Source organism: Photorhabdus heterorhabditis (assembly GCF_001280945.1).
In the GTDB taxonomy this organism is placed as follows: Bacteria; Pseudomonadota; Gammaproteobacteria; order Enterobacterales; family Enterobacteriaceae; genus Photorhabdus; species Photorhabdus heterorhabditis.
In genome coordinates this window covers 142401-161702 of the sequence record NZ_LJCS01000003.1, presented here as the reverse complement: position 1 = coordinate 161702, position 19302 = coordinate 142401, and the positions used below count along the sequence as shown (strand labels likewise).

General features: G+C 41.8%; 12 protein-coding genes. 6 read left to right on the top strand and 6 right to left on the bottom strand.

The window, feature by feature from the left end:
- Positions 1-33: 33 nt before the first annotated feature.
- Both asnS and pncB read right to left on the bottom strand, forming a co-directional pair.
- Positions 34-1434 (bottom strand): asparagine--tRNA ligase, encoded by a 1401-nt coding sequence (asnS, locus tag AM629_RS02420; protein WP_054475808.1) that lies wholly within the window; start codon positions 1432-1434, stop codon positions 34-36.
- Between the two features lie 211 nt (positions 1435-1645).
- Positions 1646-2860 (bottom strand): nicotinate phosphoribosyltransferase, encoded by a 1215-nt coding sequence (pncB, locus tag AM629_RS02415; protein WP_054475807.1) that lies wholly within the window; start codon positions 2858-2860, stop codon positions 1646-1648.
- Positions 2861-3205: 345 nt separating this feature from the next.
- Between pncB and pepN the strand changes: the two genes are divergently transcribed.
- Positions 3206-5818 carry an aminopeptidase N gene (gene pepN / locus AM629_RS02410; RefSeq protein WP_054475805.1) on the top strand — a complete coding sequence of 871 codons (2613 nt, stop codon included), beginning with the start codon at positions 3206-3208 and terminating at the stop codon, positions 5816-5818.
- A 344-nt stretch (positions 5819-6162) separates the two neighbouring features.
- Here pepN and AM629_RS02405 read toward each other — a convergent pair whose 3' ends face one another.
- Positions 6163-6699: a hypothetical protein gene (locus tag AM629_RS02405; RefSeq protein WP_054475803.1), complete on the bottom strand. Its 537-nt coding sequence runs from the start codon at positions 6697-6699 to the stop codon at positions 6163-6165.
- 599 nt (positions 6700-7298) lie between these two features.
- On the opposite strand from AM629_RS02405, the gene pyrD reads away from it, so the two are divergent.
- Positions 7299-8309, top strand: coding sequence for a quinone-dependent dihydroorotate dehydrogenase (gene pyrD / locus AM629_RS02400; protein WP_054475801.1), 1011 nt, complete (start codon positions 7299-7301; stop codon positions 8307-8309).
- Positions 8310-8499: 190 nt separating this feature from the next.
- Positions 8500-9045, top strand: a complete 546-nt coding sequence (locus AM629_RS02395; RefSeq protein WP_054475798.1) for a cell division protein ZapC — start codon at positions 8500-8502, stop codon at positions 9043-9045.
- Between the two features lie 373 nt (positions 9046-9418).
- Here AM629_RS02395 and AM629_RS02390 read toward each other — a convergent pair whose 3' ends face one another.
- From AM629_RS02390 to AM629_RS02380, 3 genes are all read right to left on the bottom strand, one after another.
- A complete protein-coding gene (locus tag AM629_RS02390) occupies positions 9419-10717 on the bottom strand; it encodes a glycosyltransferase (protein ID WP_083451854.1) in 1299 nt (432 codons plus the stop codon).
- 220 nt (positions 10718-10937) lie between these two features.
- The gene (locus tag AM629_RS02385; protein WP_083451853.1) at positions 10938-12236 is read right to left on the bottom strand and encodes a glycosyltransferase; all 1299 of its coding nucleotides are present in this window, start codon (positions 12234-12236) and stop codon (positions 10938-10940) included.
- A 450-nt stretch (positions 12237-12686) separates the two neighbouring features.
- Positions 12687-13811: a YcbX family protein gene (locus AM629_RS02380; RefSeq protein ID WP_054475797.1), complete on the bottom strand. Its 1125-nt coding sequence runs from the start codon at positions 13809-13811 to the stop codon at positions 12687-12689.
- Between the two features lie 102 nt (positions 13812-13913).
- Between AM629_RS02380 and rlmKL the strand changes: the two genes are divergently transcribed.
- The 3 genes from rlmKL (at position 13914) to pqiA (ending at position 19285) form a co-directional block, all read left to right on the top strand.
- A complete protein-coding gene (gene rlmKL / locus AM629_RS02375) occupies positions 13914-16031 on the top strand; it encodes a bifunctional 23S rRNA (guanine(2069)-N(7))-methyltransferase RlmK/23S rRNA (guanine(2445)-N(2))-methyltransferase RlmL (RefSeq protein ID WP_054475795.1) in 2118 nt (705 codons plus the stop codon).
- Positions 16032-16036: 5 nt separating this feature from the next.
- Positions 16037-17947, top strand: coding sequence for an ABC transporter ATP-binding protein (locus AM629_RS02370; protein WP_054475793.1), 1911 nt, complete (start codon positions 16037-16039; stop codon positions 17945-17947).
- Positions 17948-18037: 90 nt separating this feature from the next.
- Positions 18038-19285: a membrane integrity-associated transporter subunit PqiA gene (pqiA, locus tag AM629_RS02365; protein ID WP_054475791.1), complete on the top strand. Its 1248-nt coding sequence runs from the start codon at positions 18038-18040 to the stop codon at positions 19283-19285.
- The last annotated feature ends 17 nt before the right edge of the window (positions 19286-19302 follow it).

The window sequence follows — 19302 nt, the reverse complement described above, 5'->3', positions numbered from 1 at the left end:
ATAAGAATTTTTAATGTTATATTGGCGAGTTTATCAGAAGCTGGCACTTCTCGGTGTGCGTGGGAATGGGATGACATCACGTACATTTGGGACACCGGTCACATAAGCGACCAAACGTTCAAAGCCAAGACCAAACCCGGAGTGAGGTACGGTACCATAGCGACGTAGATCACGGTACCACCAATAATCTTCTTTATTCAGCTCCATCTCTTCCATGCGCTTATCCAGCATATCCAAACGTTCTTCACGTTGTGAACCGCCGATAATCTCGCCAATGCCCGGTGCAAGTACATCCATTGCCGCGACAGTTTTGCCGTCGTCGTTCATGCGCATATAGAAGGCTTTAATATCTTTTGGATAGTTTTTCACAACAACGGGAGCCTGGAAGTGTTTTTCTGCCAGATAACGCTCATGTTCTGAAGAAAGGTCAACCCCCCAGAATACAGGGTTCTCAAATTTTTGGTCGCAGTTTTGCAGAATTTCAACTGCGTCGGTGTAATCAATCTGAGCAAAATCGGCATTGATGAATTTTTCCAGACGGGTGATGACGTCTTTATCTACACGTTCAGCAAAGAATTGCAGATCATCGGCGCGTTCTTCTAATGCGGCTTTGAAAACATATTTCAGCATGTTTTCAGCTAGTGATGCCGCATCATTGAGATCAGCAAAAGCAACTTCTGGTTCAATCATCCAAAATTCTGCCAGATGGCGGCTGGTGTTTGAGTTTTCAGCCCGGAAAGTCGGACCGAATGTGTAGACTTTGCTTAATGCACAGGCATATGCTTCGCCGTTCAATTGGCCTGATACCGTCAAGAAAGCTTCGCGGCCAAAGAAATCTTCGTTGAAATCCACTTCACCTTTGTCAGTTAAAGGCAAATTTTGCAGATCCAGTGTGGAGACTCGGAACATTTCACCAGCGCCCTCTGTGTCAGCCGCCGTGATCAATGGAGTAGAAACCCAAAAATAACCGTTTTCATGGAAGAAACGGTGCAATGCTTGTGCAAGGGTATGACGCATACGGGCAACAGCACCAATCAGGTTGGTACGTGGGCGCAGGTGAGCCACTTCGCGCAGGTATTCAATGCTATGGCGTTTAGCTGCCATCGGATAAGTGTCAGGATCTTCAACCTTGCCAATAACCACAACTTTTGTCGCTTGTAGTTCAAAATTCTGCCCTTGACCCAGAGAAGCCACAACGGTCCCTGTCACTTCTACCGAACAGCCAGTAGTTAAATACAGAACTTCATCCTGATAATTGGGCAAATTATTATTAACGACGGCCTGTAATGGATTAAAGCAGGAACCGTCATAGACGGCGAGGAAAGAGATACCAGCTTTAGAATCTCTCCTTGTACGTATCCAGCCGCGAACGGTGACTTCACTATCAACCGCAACCCGACCTTGCAGTACGTCGACTACAGGCGCTACGTTCATAAATTTCTCTCTTCTTTATATATATACAATTCAGGTTTGTGAAAATGAATATACCCGTTAAGGGGCAACTTGTTCTATGTTACTTGCCATATTTCAGGAAACAAGAGGAAATCACTAATTTAAACGGTGAAATAGAGGGAAAAAGGTCTTTTTAAGATGTGCCGCTACTTTTCTGCTAGCGGCACGGATGTATTTTCAAATAAAAATTGTGTTAACAAGCTTGTTTGATCTGGGGTATATCAAAAGCAGCCCGTAGCCTGTTAACAAATTCATTATCCTCACAAATGGTTTTTCCGGGGCTGTCTGAAAGTTTTGCTACCGGTTTGCCATTACACTCGATAAGTTTGATGACGATATTCAGCGGATTAACCCCCGGAATATTGCAGGTCAGCCGTGTACCGATACCAAAAATCAGGTTGATTCGGTTGTGAAAATGACGATAGAGCGTCAGCGCTTTCTGGAAATCCAAGCTATCAGAAAATACCAAGGTTTTTGTTATCGGGTCGATACCTAGCTTTTGATAGTGAGCAATGGCTTTTTCACCCCATTGAACTGGATCTCCCGAATCATGGCGCAAACCCTGATAGCTGTTGGCAAGCTGGGCGTCAAAATCCCGCAGGAAAGCGTCCATGGTAATGCAATCCGTCAGGGCAATACCTAATTGGTTGGGATATTCATTTAGCCAATTTTGTAATGCTTCCCGCTGACTGTTTGCCAATTCAGGGCTGATTTGTTGATGAGCCTGAAACCACTCATGTGCTTGCGTACCAACCGGAGTGAGTCCAAGTTGTTGTGCAAGTTGATAGTTGCTAGTGCCAATCAGGTAAGGGAAATGCTGTTGCAGTTCACTGACAATGGCATGCTGAACACTGTGTGAAAAGCGGCGGCGTGTGCCGAAATCCATCAGTTTAAAACCGGAGAGATCGATTCCTTCCTCTTTGGCATCTTGATAGAACAATTTAATCAATTTGCGAAGCTGGTTGGTTGCATTTTCAGCAGCGTTATTCAGTGCGTGATGGCGGTGGACCAACTCACTGATCAATGCCAGTAAGGGGACTTCCCACATAATGACTTCATGCCATAATCCTGAAATACGGATGGCTAATTGACCGGCACCTGTAACAGAGATATTGACTTGTTGTGGATTAAACCGAAAAGTTTTTAACCAGTTTAGATAATCAGCTTTGAAAAAAGGCAGATTGGCAAGATAATTAAATTCAGCATCGGTTAATGCCAGATTAGCCATCATGTTAACCTGATGGCGTAATTCTTCGGCATATTCACCTAGCAGTTCATCACCACGACAGCGGAATTCTGCAACTACAGGAATGTCGTTGTAGCGGTGGTACACTGCTTGTTGCATATGAAGCTTATAAGCGTCAGTATCAAGCAGTGATTTAATAATCAGGGTAGCGTCTAGGGTCATGGCGCGTTATGCATCCTCACGGAGCGTATTCATATCAGCTAAATCGATAAAGTTGGAAGAGTATACCGAGATTATTTTGTTATTGAAGTCACATAACATCATAAAGTTCACCAAAAGATCGAAGCTAAAAGGGGCTGTTAGTTAAATGTTATCATGTTATTTGATCATTGCGTGATAACAAGCACCAAAGAGCAAACATATTCTTTACATAATATCATACTCGTGCTGAATGAATGTTTAACGCCAAAAGGTGCGTTATTTTGCTCTTGAAATTCAACCTATTTCTGTGGCAGCGTAAGATTTAGTATTGAATTAATTCCATAAATATGAACCAAAAGGTTTCTTATGACACAACAGCGACAAGCTAAGTATCGCCGGGATTACCGCGCTCCCGACTATACGATTACTGATATTGAACTCGATTTTAATCTTGATGCCGATAGCACAGAAGTTACCGCAATAAGCCAGGTAAAACGTCTGAGTTATGAAACAACGTCATTAGTGCTAGATGGAGAAGACTTAACACTGAAAAGTCTGCATGTAAATGGTCAACCGTGGGAACATTACCGTGAGCAGGAGAGTGTTCTGATCATTGAGCAGCTACCAGCTCAGTTCACGCTGAAAATTGTGAATACCATCCATCCGTCGAAAAATACGGCTCTTGAAGGCTTGTATGTTTCTGGTGATGCACTTTGTACCCAATGTGAAGCAGAGGGTTTCCGTCACATTACCTATTATCTTGATCGCCCTGATGTGTTGGCGCGTTTTACAACTCGTATCACCGCCGATAAATCTAAATATCCGTATCTGCTTTCAAATGGTAACCGGGTTGAGCAGGGAGAAACTGATGATGGGCGTCATTGGGTGAAGTGGCAGGACCCATTCCCAAAACCAGGTTATTTGTTTGCTTTGGTTGCTGGGGATTTTGATGTTCTGCGCGATACTTTTACGACCCGTAGCGATCGCGAAGTTGCATTGGAGCTGTTTGTTGATCGCGGTAACTTTGACCGGGCTGATTGGGCAATGACTTCCCTGAAAAATGCCATGAGATGGGATGAAACCCGCTTTGGTCTTGAGTATGATCTTGATATTTATATGATTGTTGCAGTGGATTTTTTCAATATGGGCGCAATGGAGAATAAAGGGCTAAATGTCTTTAACTCCAAATATGTATTGGCAAAATCTGAAACTGCGACTGATAAAGATTACCTTAACATAGAAGCAGTGATCGGCCATGAATATTTCCATAACTGGACAGGTAACCGTATTACTTGTCGTGATTGGTTTCAGCTTAGCCTGAAAGAAGGACTGACTGTCTTCCGTGATCAGGAATTCAGCTCTGATCTCGGCTCACGCTCTGTTAATCGTATCGATAATGTGCGCGTTATGCGTTCAGCGCAATTTGTTGAAGATGGTAGCCCAATGGCTCACCCCATTCGTCCCGATAAAGTGATTGAGATGAATAACTTCTATACGCTGACTGTGTATGAAAAGGGGGCAGAAGTTATTCGCATGATTCACACCTTGCTGGGTGAAGAACAATTTCAGGCAGGGATGCAGCTTTATATTCATCGTCATGACGGTAGTGCTGCAACATGTGATGATTTTGTTCAGGCAATGGAAGATGCATCAAATGTGGATCTGTCACTTTTCCGCCGCTGGTATAGCCAATCTGGTACACCAGTGCTGACAGTCCGTGATGAATACGATGCAGAAAAACAGCAGTACAAGTTGCATGTCAGTCAGATGACACCACCTACAGCTGATCAAAAAGAGAAACAACCTCTGCATATTCCGTTGGATATTGAACTCTATGACAGTAAAGGCCGTGTGCTTCCACTGTATTATAATGGTCAGCCAGTACACCATGTGCTGAATGTAACCAATGCAGAGCAGACGTTTGTATTTGATAATGTGCCGTCATTGCCAGTCCCTTCTTTATTACGTGAATTCTCAGCGCCGGTGAAGCTAGATTACCCATTTAGTGATGAGCAATTGGTATTCCTGATGAAGTATGCCCGTAATGAATTTTCGCGCTGGGATGCTGCTCAGTCGTTGATGGCAAACTATATCAAGCTGAATGTTATTCGTTACCAGCAGAAGCTGCCGATTGAACTGCCAATGCATGTGGTAGATGCTTTCCGTACAGTGTTATTAGATAAGGATATTGATCCTGCTTTGGCTGCTCTGATTCTGGTTTTGCCATCAGAAAGTGAGATAGCGGAATTGTTTACGATTATTGATCCAAAAGCAATTCATGAAGTTCTGGATGCAACTACCCGTACTTTGGCTCAGGAAATGGCTGATGAGTTTGCGGCAGTTTATAACGCCATCAATATTGGTGCATATCGTGTCGATCACCAAGATATAGCCAAGCGCTCTCTGCGTAATATTTGTTTATATTATCTGGCTTTTGGTCATCAAGCTCAGGCTGATAAGCTGGTATCAAATCAATATCACCAGTCTGACAATATGACTGATGCACTCGCTGCGTTATTTGCTGCGGTAGTAGCGGAATTGCCTTCCTGTGATCAACTGATGGCGGAATTTGATGAGCGCTGGCATCAAGATGGTTTGGTTATGGATAAATGGTTTGGCTTACAGGCAAGTAGCCCGTCAGCAGATGTTCTGGTTAATGTGCGCAATCTTCTGAATCATCGATCATTTAGCATAGGGAATCCAAACCGAGTGCGTGCGCTGGTTGGAACATTTATTCACAACCCGGTGGCATTCCATGCTGAAGATGGTAGTGGCTATCAATTCTTGTTGGAAATTTTGACTGATCTTAACAGTCGTAACCCGCAGGTTGCTTCCCGTTTAATTGAACCGTTGATGCGCTTGAAGCGTTATGACGATAAACGTAAAGATATGATGCGTAGTGTGTTGGAACAGTTAAAAGGGTTGGAAAATCTGTCTGGTGATTTGTTTGAGAAAATTACCAAGGCGTTAGAAAGCTGATCACTGTTTATCGGGCTAATGGTTATTTAGCCCGATATTCTTTCAGCTTTATTTTCTGGATAATAAGTTCCTTGCAATTATTTACTTTCGGATCAGCTTTTATTAAGGTGTTCAGCGCTTAATAAAAATTTTATCACCTTAGTGAAATCTAATTACCTACTAGGTTGCACAGTGATTTTCATACAGATATTCCCTATTTATCGGTGCAAAATAGATGTGATGCCAATTGAAGGTTGATGTGCAATTATTTGAAAATTCAATTTGGAATTGAAAACAGAGCTAAAGATAAGCAGAGGTTTGTTGCCCTCATAGAGAGAGGGCTATTGTAGTAAAAAAGGTAACAGTTATTCGTAATTTCTACCGCCCAATAGGCTTGTTTTGTATTTACACTCTTTATCGTCGTCATTCCAATTTCGATAGCCATTTTTACTTGATAGATCTTTAATGATTACATTCAATTCATGTGGATATATGTCATAATCGTGACCAACTTCAGGAATAAAAAAGCTTGACATGTATCCGCTCGGAGACCTGTAAGTGTGTTCTTGGGAAGTAATACTCATATGTTGATTTGCTTTAATAATATACTCAAGAGCGTCTGCACCTTGCATGTGCAGTGACGGAGGAGTCATACCTGGTATTTTTTTATTGTATGTTGATTTAATGCCAATAAAGTTAATACCAGCCGTTAGAGTCCTGAGGTCAACAAGCTTAAAACATTCCCCCGATTTTTCGTAAGTTTCCAATGTCAGTGGTGGGAGGTAATTTCTGACTCTAATTCTGGCATAATCAGTACCTGAATAATCTTCCATAGGCTTTGTTAAACTAATTGCACAGCCTGAAAGTAAAGAGATGGAGATAACAAGGATTAATTTTTTCATATGATTCAAAGTCACAGTTTATTTAAGATTTCCTTCTATTACAATAGAAGATAAAATAATCTCCATTTTTTTATCATTATATGAAGCATTATTCAATAGCGAAATGAATCTGTACTAATTTAAAATGATCTTACTTAACTCTTGTAGGGGGAAAGTTTTAAATATTGGATAATCATACCTTTATTAAAGGTGGAAAAACTCCGTATGTACTTTAGCAAGATGCTTTTGATACTTTGGGATTTTATAAAAATTTCGCAGGTTTTTTTAACCTTTCGATGCGTTTTTAATCTTGGGGAAGAAAGTAGGGTAACACACTGAAATAGCAGTTAATTTTTGTATCCTTAATGGTATGTTTTTACTATTTAAAGGCAGCTAAACGACAGTTTTAGTCACGGATGGAAAAAATTTGCTTCTGGTGAGCATATTTCTGTAGCCTCAACCCACGCTATTCGGTTAATCTCTTGACAGGATTTCTTGGAGATTAGCAATGAGCATTGTGTCGTTCAAGAATTTCTAAGTGTTACATGAATGTGTATAGAAACGTATTAGTTTTGTTTTTATAACTTAGTGTTTATGAATTAATTAACAGGTTGAGGATGATGTGCTACCCACTAATCAGGAAGGCGTTGTTTCAGTTTGATCCGGAACGAGCGCACGAGTTAACTTTCCGCCAGCTCAAACGTATTACCGGTACTCCTTTCGAATTTCTTATCCATCAGTCAGTTGCTACAAAACCTGTTACCTGCATGGGCCTGTCATTTAAAAATCCCCTTGGTCTGGCGGCAGGTCTTGATAAAGATGGCGATTGTATTGATGCATTTGGTGCAATGGGATTTGGCTTTATTGAAATTGGTACTGTGACTCCACGTGCTCAGGCAGGAAATGATAAACCAAGATTGTTTCGTATCGTTGAAGCAGAAGGGTTAATTAACCGTATGGGCTTCAATAACCTCGGTGTTGATAACCTAGTGGAAAATGTCAAAAAAACGAAATATGGTGGGGTTATTGGGATCAATATTGGCAAAAATAAGGATACGCCAGTAGATCATGGGAAAGATGATTATTTAATCTGTATGGATAAAGTTTATCCTTATGCTGGCTATGTTACGATTAATATCTCGTCACCGAACACGCCGGGTTTAAGAACATTACAATACGGCGAAGCGCTGGATGATTTACTCTCTGCGATTAAAGATAAACAAAGTGAGCTTCAACAAAAATATCAAAAATATGTCCCGGTTGCGGTAAAAATCGCACCGGATCTTTCTGAAGCGGAGTTGGTGCAAATTGCAGATAGTTTGATTCGTCATAATATCGATGGTGTTGTTGCAACGAATACAACATTAGACAAGAAATTAGTTGAAGGACTTAACTATTGCCAACAAGCTGGTGGATTAAGTGGGCGACCGGTTCAATTACGTAGTACAGAAATTATTCGTCGATTATCGCAAGAATTAAAAGGTGAGATTCCTATTATTGGTGTTGGCGGAATAGATTCACTGACTGCGGCTAGAGAAAAAATAGCAGCCGGGGCTTCTTTAATACAGATTTTCTCAGGGTTTATCTATCATGGGCCAAAATTAATCAAAGATATCGTCAATCATATCTGAATTTTTCTGGTAATTTATCATTGGGGGTTTATTTTTGCCCCCAACTCGTCTATATTCGCTCTGATTACCTAAATTTTATCTGTATCTTCGCATGTCTTTTAATTATGACAGGACTTATTTCACTGAATAGCAGGCAAGTTATTTACAATCTGTTTAGAGATGTAAGCTTTTTGGCATAAAAGGATAACCCATGAAAATTAAACCTGATGACCAATGGCGCTGGTATTTTGATGCTGACCATGACCGTGTAATGCTTGATCTGTCTAATGGTATGGTTTTTCGTTCCTGTTTTCCTGCAAAGATGCTGACACCCTATGCAATGGGAGAAGTGTCGTTTTCTGTAGAAGATGCGACGCTTTATTATTGTTTTGAAGAACAGGCACGCCGAATTAATATTTCAGATGAATTCAGGGCTGAATTAATTCTTAATGCGTTAGTGGCTTTTCGCTTTATTAAGCCACAAATGCCAAGAAGCTGGTATTTTTCTCGTTTTGCTATGATGGAAAAGCCTGTACACGGGGAGTTGATCCAGGTACGGCTTCTGGACTGTGGAACCGATGCTATATTTTTGGTAGCAGAAGCCGGGGATAGTGCGAGCCTTTGCTTGCTAGCTCAACCGCAATTAACGTTATCTGATCGGGTAATGAATTTTTGCGATCCAATTAAGATTATGAATGACAGATTGATGCCATTTGTGGAACCTGTTTGTATGCCAATTTATGGCGCTGCGGTATGATTGGAGTTTAAGATCTAGTTGTTCTATTCTCTTTCTAAGAGCAAAGTCGCTTTTTTCTTGTGTCCTAAAATCATCTGTTAGCTATCATCACAGAAACTTACCTGTTATACCCAATGGATTTCAAGATGGATCGCGACGGCAAGGGCGGCGAATCCCCGGGAGCATAGATAACTATGTCATAGATAACACTGTGACCGGGGTGAGAGAGTGCAGCCAACAAAGAGGCAACTTGAAAGATAACGGGTATATATGTAATAGCTACAGTTCACTCATTTGAAGCAGGCGTGGGAAATATATTAAGAATCATTTTAATAGCTCCCCCTCTGGATAACATGAGTCTCAAGATGAGGAGGAGAGATAATATATTAAGGAGTTAATTAGCGCGGTTTCGTTCGAGGATTAATTGTTCTGCGTGATTGGATATTGCTGCCAATGCGTCGTGACTGGCGTAATCGTCTTGGACGATTTGGGCGCGTTGTTTAAACAAATTTGTACTTAGCATATTTTCCACTGCTTGCTTAAGCTGAGATTCAGCAGGTTGTGCTGTATCCAGATTAATACCGCATCCAGCCCATACGACGCGAAACGCTGTCTCTTGTTTACCTTCTCCTGTATCGGCAATGAGCAATGGTGTACCGTGGTTGAGGGCGTAATTAATGGTTCCGTAACCCCCGTTGGATACTAGTAATGAAGCTTTCGGTAGCCAGTACTCAAATGAGATAAATTCTTCGATGCGTGCGTTGTCAGGTATGTTCTCTCGCAGTATTTCTGCCGATCTGCCACCGGTGGTCGCCAATACACGTACAGGTAATGTGGTCAGTGCTCGCAATGTAGGGAAAATTAACTGGTTTAGATCGGTATTGGACATGGTGCCTTGAGTGACTATAACTAGTGGACGTGGATCATCTTCTTCCCATAATTGAGGTGATTCTATTTTCGGTGCGGGGTTGGGGAGTGGGCCAATAAAATGGACTGTATCAGGCAATCCTTCTCGTGGGTATTCAAACGCCAGGGTTGAAAGTTGCAAAAAGCGATCAGAGCTGAAGATGACTTCATCGTTGAAAAATCTGGTTAACGTAGTGCATCCTGACTGAGCTAATGCGTCATTAAAGCGATCCTGTACTTCGGTTATTAGTTGTCGGGCTTCCTCATCCACGAGTTGTTCATGGGTCAATTCTGATGGTAATAATGCGGGTGGGATACGTGGTCCCCAGAAAATGGAGTCTTTCGAAGAGTAAGCCAGAGGCGTTATGCCAATGATGATCACTGGAAGGCGATGAGCTTTTCCTTTTTGCAGCAGTGGCAATATGCCATAAAAGCAGTTCTCGGCTATAAGTAATTCTGCTTGCTGTTCATGGATGATTTGTTGTAATTGTCGGTCGAGGAATGGGATTGGACTACAGAAGAAATCTTTAAACGCTAGCGCCATTTGCAGATTTCCTGGCGGAAGGTGCGCTCGGTCAGGAAAACGTTGCTTTAAGTGACGGTAATCAAAGTCTATTTTTTCATCAAAAGGGATAAATTCTGCGTTTAAATTTTCCACATGTTGGCGAAATAACGCGCCAGTGAATACAGTTACCTGATGTCCTTGTGCTATCAGTGATTGAGTTACCTTTAACATCGGATAGACATGCCCGGGTGTGGCGACCGCTGCAATGACAATACGTGCCATAACTTACTCCTTATACTGTTTTGATTTAATTACGTTAACTCCTGACTCAAAGTGTGATTATTTTATGACTACTGTCATAAATTCATTGTAGTTATAATAATTAATTATGACAATAATCACTTAGGTTTATTTTTTTATGAGGTTATTAAATATGTTGATTTCCCCGCCTTTTAGCCTGTGTTAGCGCCAAAATGGAGAGGAAGGATGAAGTATCTAGGGCTTAGTTAATGCGGCTTTGTTCAAGAATTAATTGTTCTACGTGATGGGATATTGCTGTTAATGCATCATGTCTTGTGTAATCTTTTTGGACAATTTGTGCACGTTGTTTAAACAAGTCTGTATTTAACATATTTTCCACTGTTTGCTTCAGTTGAGATTCAGTGGGGTGTGCTGTCTCTAGGTTAATTCCGCATCCAGCCCATACGACACGAAAGGCCGCTTCCTGCTTACCTTCTCCTGCATCTGCAATGAGTAATGGTGTACCATGGCTAAGAGCGTAATTAATGGTTCCGTAACCCCCGTTGGATATCAGTAGTGAAGCTTGTGGCAGCCAATGCTCAAATGAAATAAATTCTTCAACGCGTGCATTTTCAGGTATGTTCTTACTCAGTGTTTCTACAGATCTACCACCGGTGGTTGCCAATATACGCACTGGTAATGTAGCTAATGCGTGTAATGTGGGGAGAATCAACTGATTTAAATCAATATTAGAAATAGTACCCTGAGTGACTATAATCAATGGGCGTGGATCATCTTCTTCCCATAACTGAGGTGATGCTACTGTCGGTGCAGGGTTAGGAAGCGGCCCAATAAAATGGACTGTATCAGGCAATCCTTCTCGTGGGTATTCAAATGCCAGGGTTGAGAGTTGTAAAAAGCGATCAGCACCAAAAATTATTTCATCATTGAAAGGTCTGGTTAACGCAGAGCCGCCTGACTGAACTAATGCATCATTGAAACTATCCTGCACTTCGGCTATTAGCTGTTGATTGGTTTCATCTACGAGTTGTTCATGTGTCAATTCTGGTGGTAATACTGCGGGCGGGATACGTGGTCCCCAGAAAACCGAATCTTTCGAAGAGTAAGCCAAAGGCGTTATGCCAACAACTATTACTGGAAGACGATGGGCTTTTTCTTTTTGCAGCAGAGGTAATATGCCGTAAAAGCAGTTTTCGGCTATAAGCAATTCCGCTTGTTGTTCACGAATGATTTGTCGCAGTTGACGATCGAGAAGTGGGATTGGGGCGGAGAAAAAGTTCTTGAATGCGAGTGCCATTTGTACATTTCCCGGAGGAAGCTGAGCACGGTTAGGGAAATGTTGTTCTAAATGACGGTAGTCAAAGTCTATTTGTTCATCAAAAGGGGCAAATTGTGCGTTTAAAGCTTCGACTTGTTGGCGAAATAACGCACCGGTGAGCATTGTTACCTGATGTCCTTGTGCTATCAGTGATTCAGCAATCTTTAACATCGGATAGATATGCCCGGGTGTTGCGACCGCTGCAATGACAATACGTGCCATGATTTGCTCCTTAATATTGTTTTGATTGAATTGCGCTAGCTCCTGACTCAGAGTGTAATCATTTTATGACGACTGTCACAAATTCATTATAGTAATAAATAATTCATTATAGTGATAATCAATATTATTGACTTTTATGTGAAATTATTACATGTGCTGATTTCTTGATTTTCTCCACTTTTAGTTAGTTGTCTGTGTTAGTACCAAAATGGAGATGGAGGACAAAAATTGACGATTAAGAAATGGGATTGGGGTAGCGAATATGTTCTTTAGTGCCTGATTGCTTCTACTTGTTAACGAAGTATCACGCTGGTGAAGGTATGGTGTCCCTGTGAGATAAATTGGTTCGGCAACCTTTTAACATAGGATAGAGCGGCTCAAGGCTTGTGGTGGCTGCAATTCATGTAATTATCCGCGTGCCAATTCATGGCACTGCGGTTTTATTTGAATTTAAGATCTATTCTGTGTATTACTTTTAAGAATAAGATTATTCTTTGGGATACAGCAGCAAGCTAGAATATAACCATCATTTTTAATTGCGGTGGCTTTTAAAGGAGAAACCTCTCCTTTCACTAAAGAGATTTTACAGCATCCACATATACCCGCCCGACATGAGTAAGGCACTCTTATTCCTTGTTGTTCCAGTTGTTCTAAAATGATTTGTTGATTATTACCTGTAAAGGTTTGCCCATTATATTCAATAGTTACAATTTGATTATTTGTTTTTGGTGCATCGATGTTGTCAACTTTTTCACTATTGCCATATTTACGGGGATCTTTTTTAGCTAATATAGTTACATTATCCCCGACGCGAATAATACCACTTGAACGGGCAATGAGGTTCTGACCAAAATCGATATCACCGTTTTCTGCGGTACGGAATGATTGCAAGGTTGCTAAGGGTTCTCCGTTTGGATTTTTAATTCCTTTATCAATGCTGACAGTTGTTAGAATACAGCGGCTACATGGTTTAGGTAAGTCAAAAATAACATCCCCAATCTGGATTGATTGCCAACTGTCTTCTGCAAATGCCTCTGCACCGGTAATAACAATATTTGGGCGAAATTGTTCTAATCTAATACTAGCGGGGCAACGTTGTTGTAATAAATGAAATGAAGCTTCATTAATAAGCAAAAATGGATAACCATCAGCAAATGATAATGGAACTTCAGGGTGTTTTTTTACCCTGCGAGTTAATTCATGGCTTAACCAGCGTAATTGCACTGGAGTGTCAAAAAAACCACTTAGCCATTGGTTAATGGCTTCCGGGGCAATGAGTGCTGTAAAATGATTTCCCCATACTTCAGTAGGTTGCTGCTCTGGCTGGAAATCGCTATAGAGCACTGTGGCATTTTCGCCGTTAGGTGCATGCAGATAAATACCGTTGTTTAAAATAGCAGGAGTGAACAGCAGCATCTGGGGATACTTACGAGCAGTAATAAAAGTCCCGTCTGTAGTCGTGATCATAAAATTGCGGTCAAATATAAGGCCGCTTTCACGAACTAATGCATGGGAAAGTTGCAAACCACGCATAGACTTTACCGGGTGAGTGTACAGGCGAGACAAAGTTATCATCCATTAATCTCCATGAAACATTTTTTCAGCGTGAGCAACTTTATGACATGTCACCCGGATTAGCTATAATGCGTAACAATTTTCTTTTTGGTGATACACAATATGAACTCTCTGTTTGCCAGTACGGCGCGTGGATTAGAAGAACTTTTAAAGAACGAACTGGAAATGCTGGGTGCGCAATCATGCAAAATTGTGCAGGGAGGAGTTCATTTTCAAGGTGACGATAGAGTGATGTATAAAAGTCTGATGTGGAGCAGGCTGGCATCACGTATTTTGCTACCACTAAACGAATTTAATGTTTATAGCGACTTAGATCTCTATCTTGGGGTTCAGTCTGTTGATTGGAGCCAGATTTTCTCTGTAGACAGCACTTTCTCCGTGCATTTCAGTGGCACGAATGAAGAGATTCGGAATACTCAATATGGCGCACTCAAAGTTAAAGATGCCATTGTCGATAGCTTTATTCGTAAGTTGGATCAGCGTCCAAATGTGGCAAAGCAACAGCCTGATATTCGCATTAATGTTTTCTTGAATAAAGAGAAAGCCAGTGTTGCTCTAGATTTGAGTGGTGAAGGTTTGCATATTCGTGGTTATCGAGATCTTGCTGGTCAGGCTCCGTTGAAAGAAAACTTGGCCGCAGCGATTATCGTGCGTTCAGGTTGGCAGGTTGGTACTCCGATGGTCGATCCCATGTGTGGTTCGGGCACGTTATTGATTGAAGCCGCAATGATGGCGGCTGATCGTGCTCCGGGGTTATATCGCAATAACTGGGGTTTTGCGGCTTGGTTGAAGCATGATAAAGAAATTTGGACTGAGGTAACGGCAGAAGCACAAGTTCGTTTCCGTAAAGGTCTTCAGGAAACAACTGCTCGTTTCTTTGGTTCTGATATTGATCGCAGAGTGCTGGATATGGCGCGGTCAAATGCCCGCAGAGCAGGGGTTGCAGCATTGATAACTTTCCAGCAAGGTGATGCCAGCCGTTTGGAAAACCCGTTACCCGAAGGTTCTGCCGGAACCGTATTAAGTAATCCACCATATGGCGAACGTCTGGAAAGTGAGCCAGCATTGATTGCATTGCACAGTTTATTTGGACGGGTGATGAGAAGTCGTTTTCCTGGTTGGCGTCTGTCTCTGTTTAGTGCCTCACCTGAATTGTTAAGCTGTCTGCAATTACGGGCTGAACGTGAGTTTAAAGCCAAAAATGGTCCACTGGATTGTGTACAGAAAAACTATCAATTATCAGATAAACCGCACTCATCAGAGATAGATATAGCGGGAGATTATGCCAATCGCCTTCGCAAAAATGAAAAGAAATTAACTAAATGGGCAAAACAACAAGGGATTGATTGCTATCGTCTGTATGATGCCGATTTACCCGAATATAACGTTGCTGTTGACTATTATGCGGATAAAGTGGTGATTCAGGAATATGCTCCACCAAAAAGTGTTGATGCTAATAAGGCGCGTCAGCGTTTGTTTGATGTTATCAGTGCAACGATGCAGGTTCTTGGGCTTTCATCAAATCAATTAGTGCTCAAGACCCGTCAGCGTCAGAAAGGCAAGAGCCAGTATGAAAAGATGGCAGAAAAACAAGAATTCTTTCTGGTAAATGAGTATGACGCAAAATTTTGGGTCAACTTAATTGATTATTTGGACACCGGCCTGTTCCTTGACCATCGTATTGCCCGGAAAATGTTAGGTGAAATGAGTGAAGGGAAAGATTTTCTGAATCTATTTGCCTATACCGGATCAGCGACTGTGCATGCTGGGTTAGGAGGTGCTCGTTCAACAACAACGGTAGATATGTCCCGTACTTATCTTGAGTGGGCTGAACGGAATTTACAGGTTAATGAGTTGACAGGTCGTCAGCACCGTTTAATTCAGGCTGATTGTCTCGCATGGCTGGCTCAGACCTGCGAACAATTTGATTTGATTTTTATTGATCCGCCAACTTTCTCCAATTCTAAACGGATGGAAGATACGTTTGATGTACAACGCGACCATATCATGTTGATGAAGCAGCTTAAACGCCTGTTACGTCGTGGTGGAACGTTGATGTTTTCCAATAATAAACGCGGTTTTAAAATGGATTTTTCTGAGCTGGAAAAAATTGGCTTGGTGGCAGAAGAAATCACCAGCAAAACCCAGTCGCAGGATTTTGCCCGTAACCGTCAGATTCATAACTGCTGGCTATTACGTCATGCTGGTGAGGAAAAATAATTATTATGTCATTAATCAATTTATCTGGTGCTTGGTTGTCATTCAGTGATGCGCCATTACTTGATAATGCAGAATTGCATATAGAAAAAAATGAAAGGGTTTGTCTGGTTGGCCGTAATGGCGCAGGAAAATCCACTTTGTTGCGGGTATTAGCAAAAGAACAATCACTGGATGATGGTCAGGTTATTTATGAGCAGGATCTGGTTGTTGCCCGATTACAGCAAGACCCCCCTCGTGACGTGGAAGGGACGGTTTTTGATTTTGTCGCCGAAGGTGTTCAGGAGCAAGCCAAATATATTAAAGCGTTCCATCAGGTTTCCCACATAGTGGAGCAGGACCCAAGTGAGAAAAATCTCAGCCGTCTGGCAGAATTGCAGGAGGTGTTGGATATCCGTGGGTTATGGTCGTTGGACAGCCGTATTAATGACGTATTGAAACAGCTCTCCTTACCTGCGGAAGAGAAGCTCTCTTCTCTTTCTGGCGGCTGGTTGCGTAAAGCTGCATTGGGAAGGGCACTGGTCAGTTCACCAAAAGTTTTGTTTCTTGATGAACCAACTAACCATCTGGATATTGATACGATTGAGTGGCTGGAAAATTTCTTGAAAGATTTTCAGGGCAGTATTGTTTTCATTTCCCATGATCGTTCATTTATTCGCAGTATGGCAACCCGTATTGTTGATTTAGATCGCGGTAAATTGGTTTCATGGCCGGGTAATTACGATGAGTTTCTTGAGGGCAAAGAAGAAGCGCTGCGTGTGGAAGAAATGCAGAATGCTGAATTTGATCGCAAGCTAGCGCAGGAAGAAGTATGGATTCGCCAGGGGATTAAAGCGCGTCGTACCCGTAATGAAGGGCGCGTTAGAGCATTGAAAGCATTACGTGTTGAACGTTCTCAACGCCGTGAGGTGATGGGAACAGCCAAAATACAGATGGAAGAAGTAAGCCGTTCCGGCAAAATTGTGTTCGAGCTGGAAAATGTTAATTATCAGATTGGCAACAGGAAATTAGTCGATAATTTCAGTGCTCAGATTCAGCGTGGCGATAAAATTGCACTTGTGGGACCAAATGGTTGCGGTAAAACAACTTTATTGAAACTAATGTTAGGTGATCAGCAACCTGATAGTGGCCGAGTTCGTTGTGGTACTAAATTAGAGATTGCCTATTTTGATCAGCATCGTGCGGCGCTTGATCCTGAAAAAACGGTGATGGACAACTTGGCCGAAGGTAAACAGGAAGTGATGGTAAATGGCCGTCCCCGTCATGTTTTGGGTTATTTACAAGATTTTCTGTTCCATCCCAAACGGGCAATGACACCGGTTAAAGCGCTTTCTGGTGGTGAAAGGAACCGGTTGTTACTGGCGCGTCTATTTCTGAAACCCAGCAATTTGCTAGTGCTTGATGAGCCAACCAACGACCTGGATGTGGAAACACTGGAGTTGCTGGAGGAGCTGGTAGATAGTTATAACGGTACTGTATTACTGGTCAGCCATGATCGTCAATTTGTTGATAATTCAGTGACAGAATGTTGGATTTTTGAAGGTAATGGTGTGATTAATAACTATGTTGGTGGTTATTATGATGCTCAGCAACAGCGTGAGCAGACTGTATCGTTACGCCAACAAGGTGAAAAAAAACCGCGAACAGAAATCAAAATAGAGAAAGCTAAGGAGTCACTAAAGCGTTCAGGTAATAAAATGAGTTATCATTTGTTACGTGAACTAGAACAACTTCCGTCATTGCTGGAGAAATTGGAAGAAGAGATTGAGCAATTACAATCTCAAGTGAGTGATACTGAATTTTTTAATCAACCTCATGTAGTGACTCAAAAAGTACTAACTGAACTGTCTGAGAAAGAGCAAGCATTAGAAACTGCTTTTGAGCGCTGGCAGGAATTGGAAACATTGAAAAACGGTTGATAGTCATCATTATTTACAGAATCATGTCGTGGGATTCCTCTAAGTGTGATTCTGTGAATATTTCCGATTTCCCCTGATAGGAGAAAAACCTTGTGTTCCAATAACCATCATCATGAAATGGTATTGTGTCCTCAATGTGACTTGCTGGTGGCACTACCCGAATGGGAGCAAGGAACGAAGGCGGTTTGTCCTCGTTGTAAAACGATATTAATCGCATGGTGGAAGGAGCCTAAACACCAACCAACAGGTTATGCAATCAGCGCATTATTCATGCTATTAATTGCTTGTCTGTTTCCGCTTGTCAGCATGAGTGTGACAGGAATTGACAGCGAAATTACTTTATCTCAAATCCCACAGACGATGTTCAATGAAGATTATGCCAGCATAGGAATCTTCTTCCTGTTTTGTGTTCAACTGGTACCTACATTTTGTATGATAGCGATTATCTTGCTGTGCCAGGACGTTGCTATGTCTCAGAAAATAAGGATCTGGCTGGCCAGAATTCTGTTTCAGATGAAAAACTGGTGTATGGTTGAAATTTTTCTGGTAGGAGTATTAGTCAGCTTCGTCAAATTGATAGCTTATGGTGATATCGGGTTGGGTTTGAGTTTTTTGCCATATTGTCTGTTCTGTTTGCTTCAGGTAAGAGCGTTTCAGTGCTTGGATCGTCATTGGTTATGGAACCAGATTGGGGCTGCGCCTAAGGTAGATATATCGTTGCAGGCAGGGAAGTCAGGTTTGGTACAGGGGGTGCGGCTATGTCAGTGTTGTACAGCTATTTTACCGGTAGACCAGCTGATATGTTCACGTTGCCATACTCGTGGACATGCTCGTCGACGTAACAGCTTGCAATGGACAATGGCGCTGCTAGTTACTGCTTTAATGCTTTATATTCCCGCGAATGTCTTGCCAATGATGGTGACAGAATCGCTTGGAAATCAGAGTGATTCCACTATCATGGCTGGGGTGATATTACTGTGGAGTATAGGTTCATATCCTGTAGCTTTAGTCATTTTTATTGCCAGTATTATGGTGCCATCACTGAAAATGTTGGCAATTGGTTGGTTGTGTTGGGATGCTAAAGGCCACGGTAAGCGCGATTCCGCTCGAATGCATTTTATTTATGAAATTGTGGAATTTGTCGGACGCTGGTCAATGATTGATGTATTTGTTATCGCAATATTGTCATCATTGGTGCGTATGGGAAAACTGATGAGTATTTACCCTGCTATGGGGGCGATTATTTTTTCTTTAGTTGTGATCCTTACTATGTTTGCGGCAATGACATTTGATCCGCGTTTAATTTGGGATAGAGCCAACGTTAAACATTCGTTATAAGGCAATGAAGGAGTGTC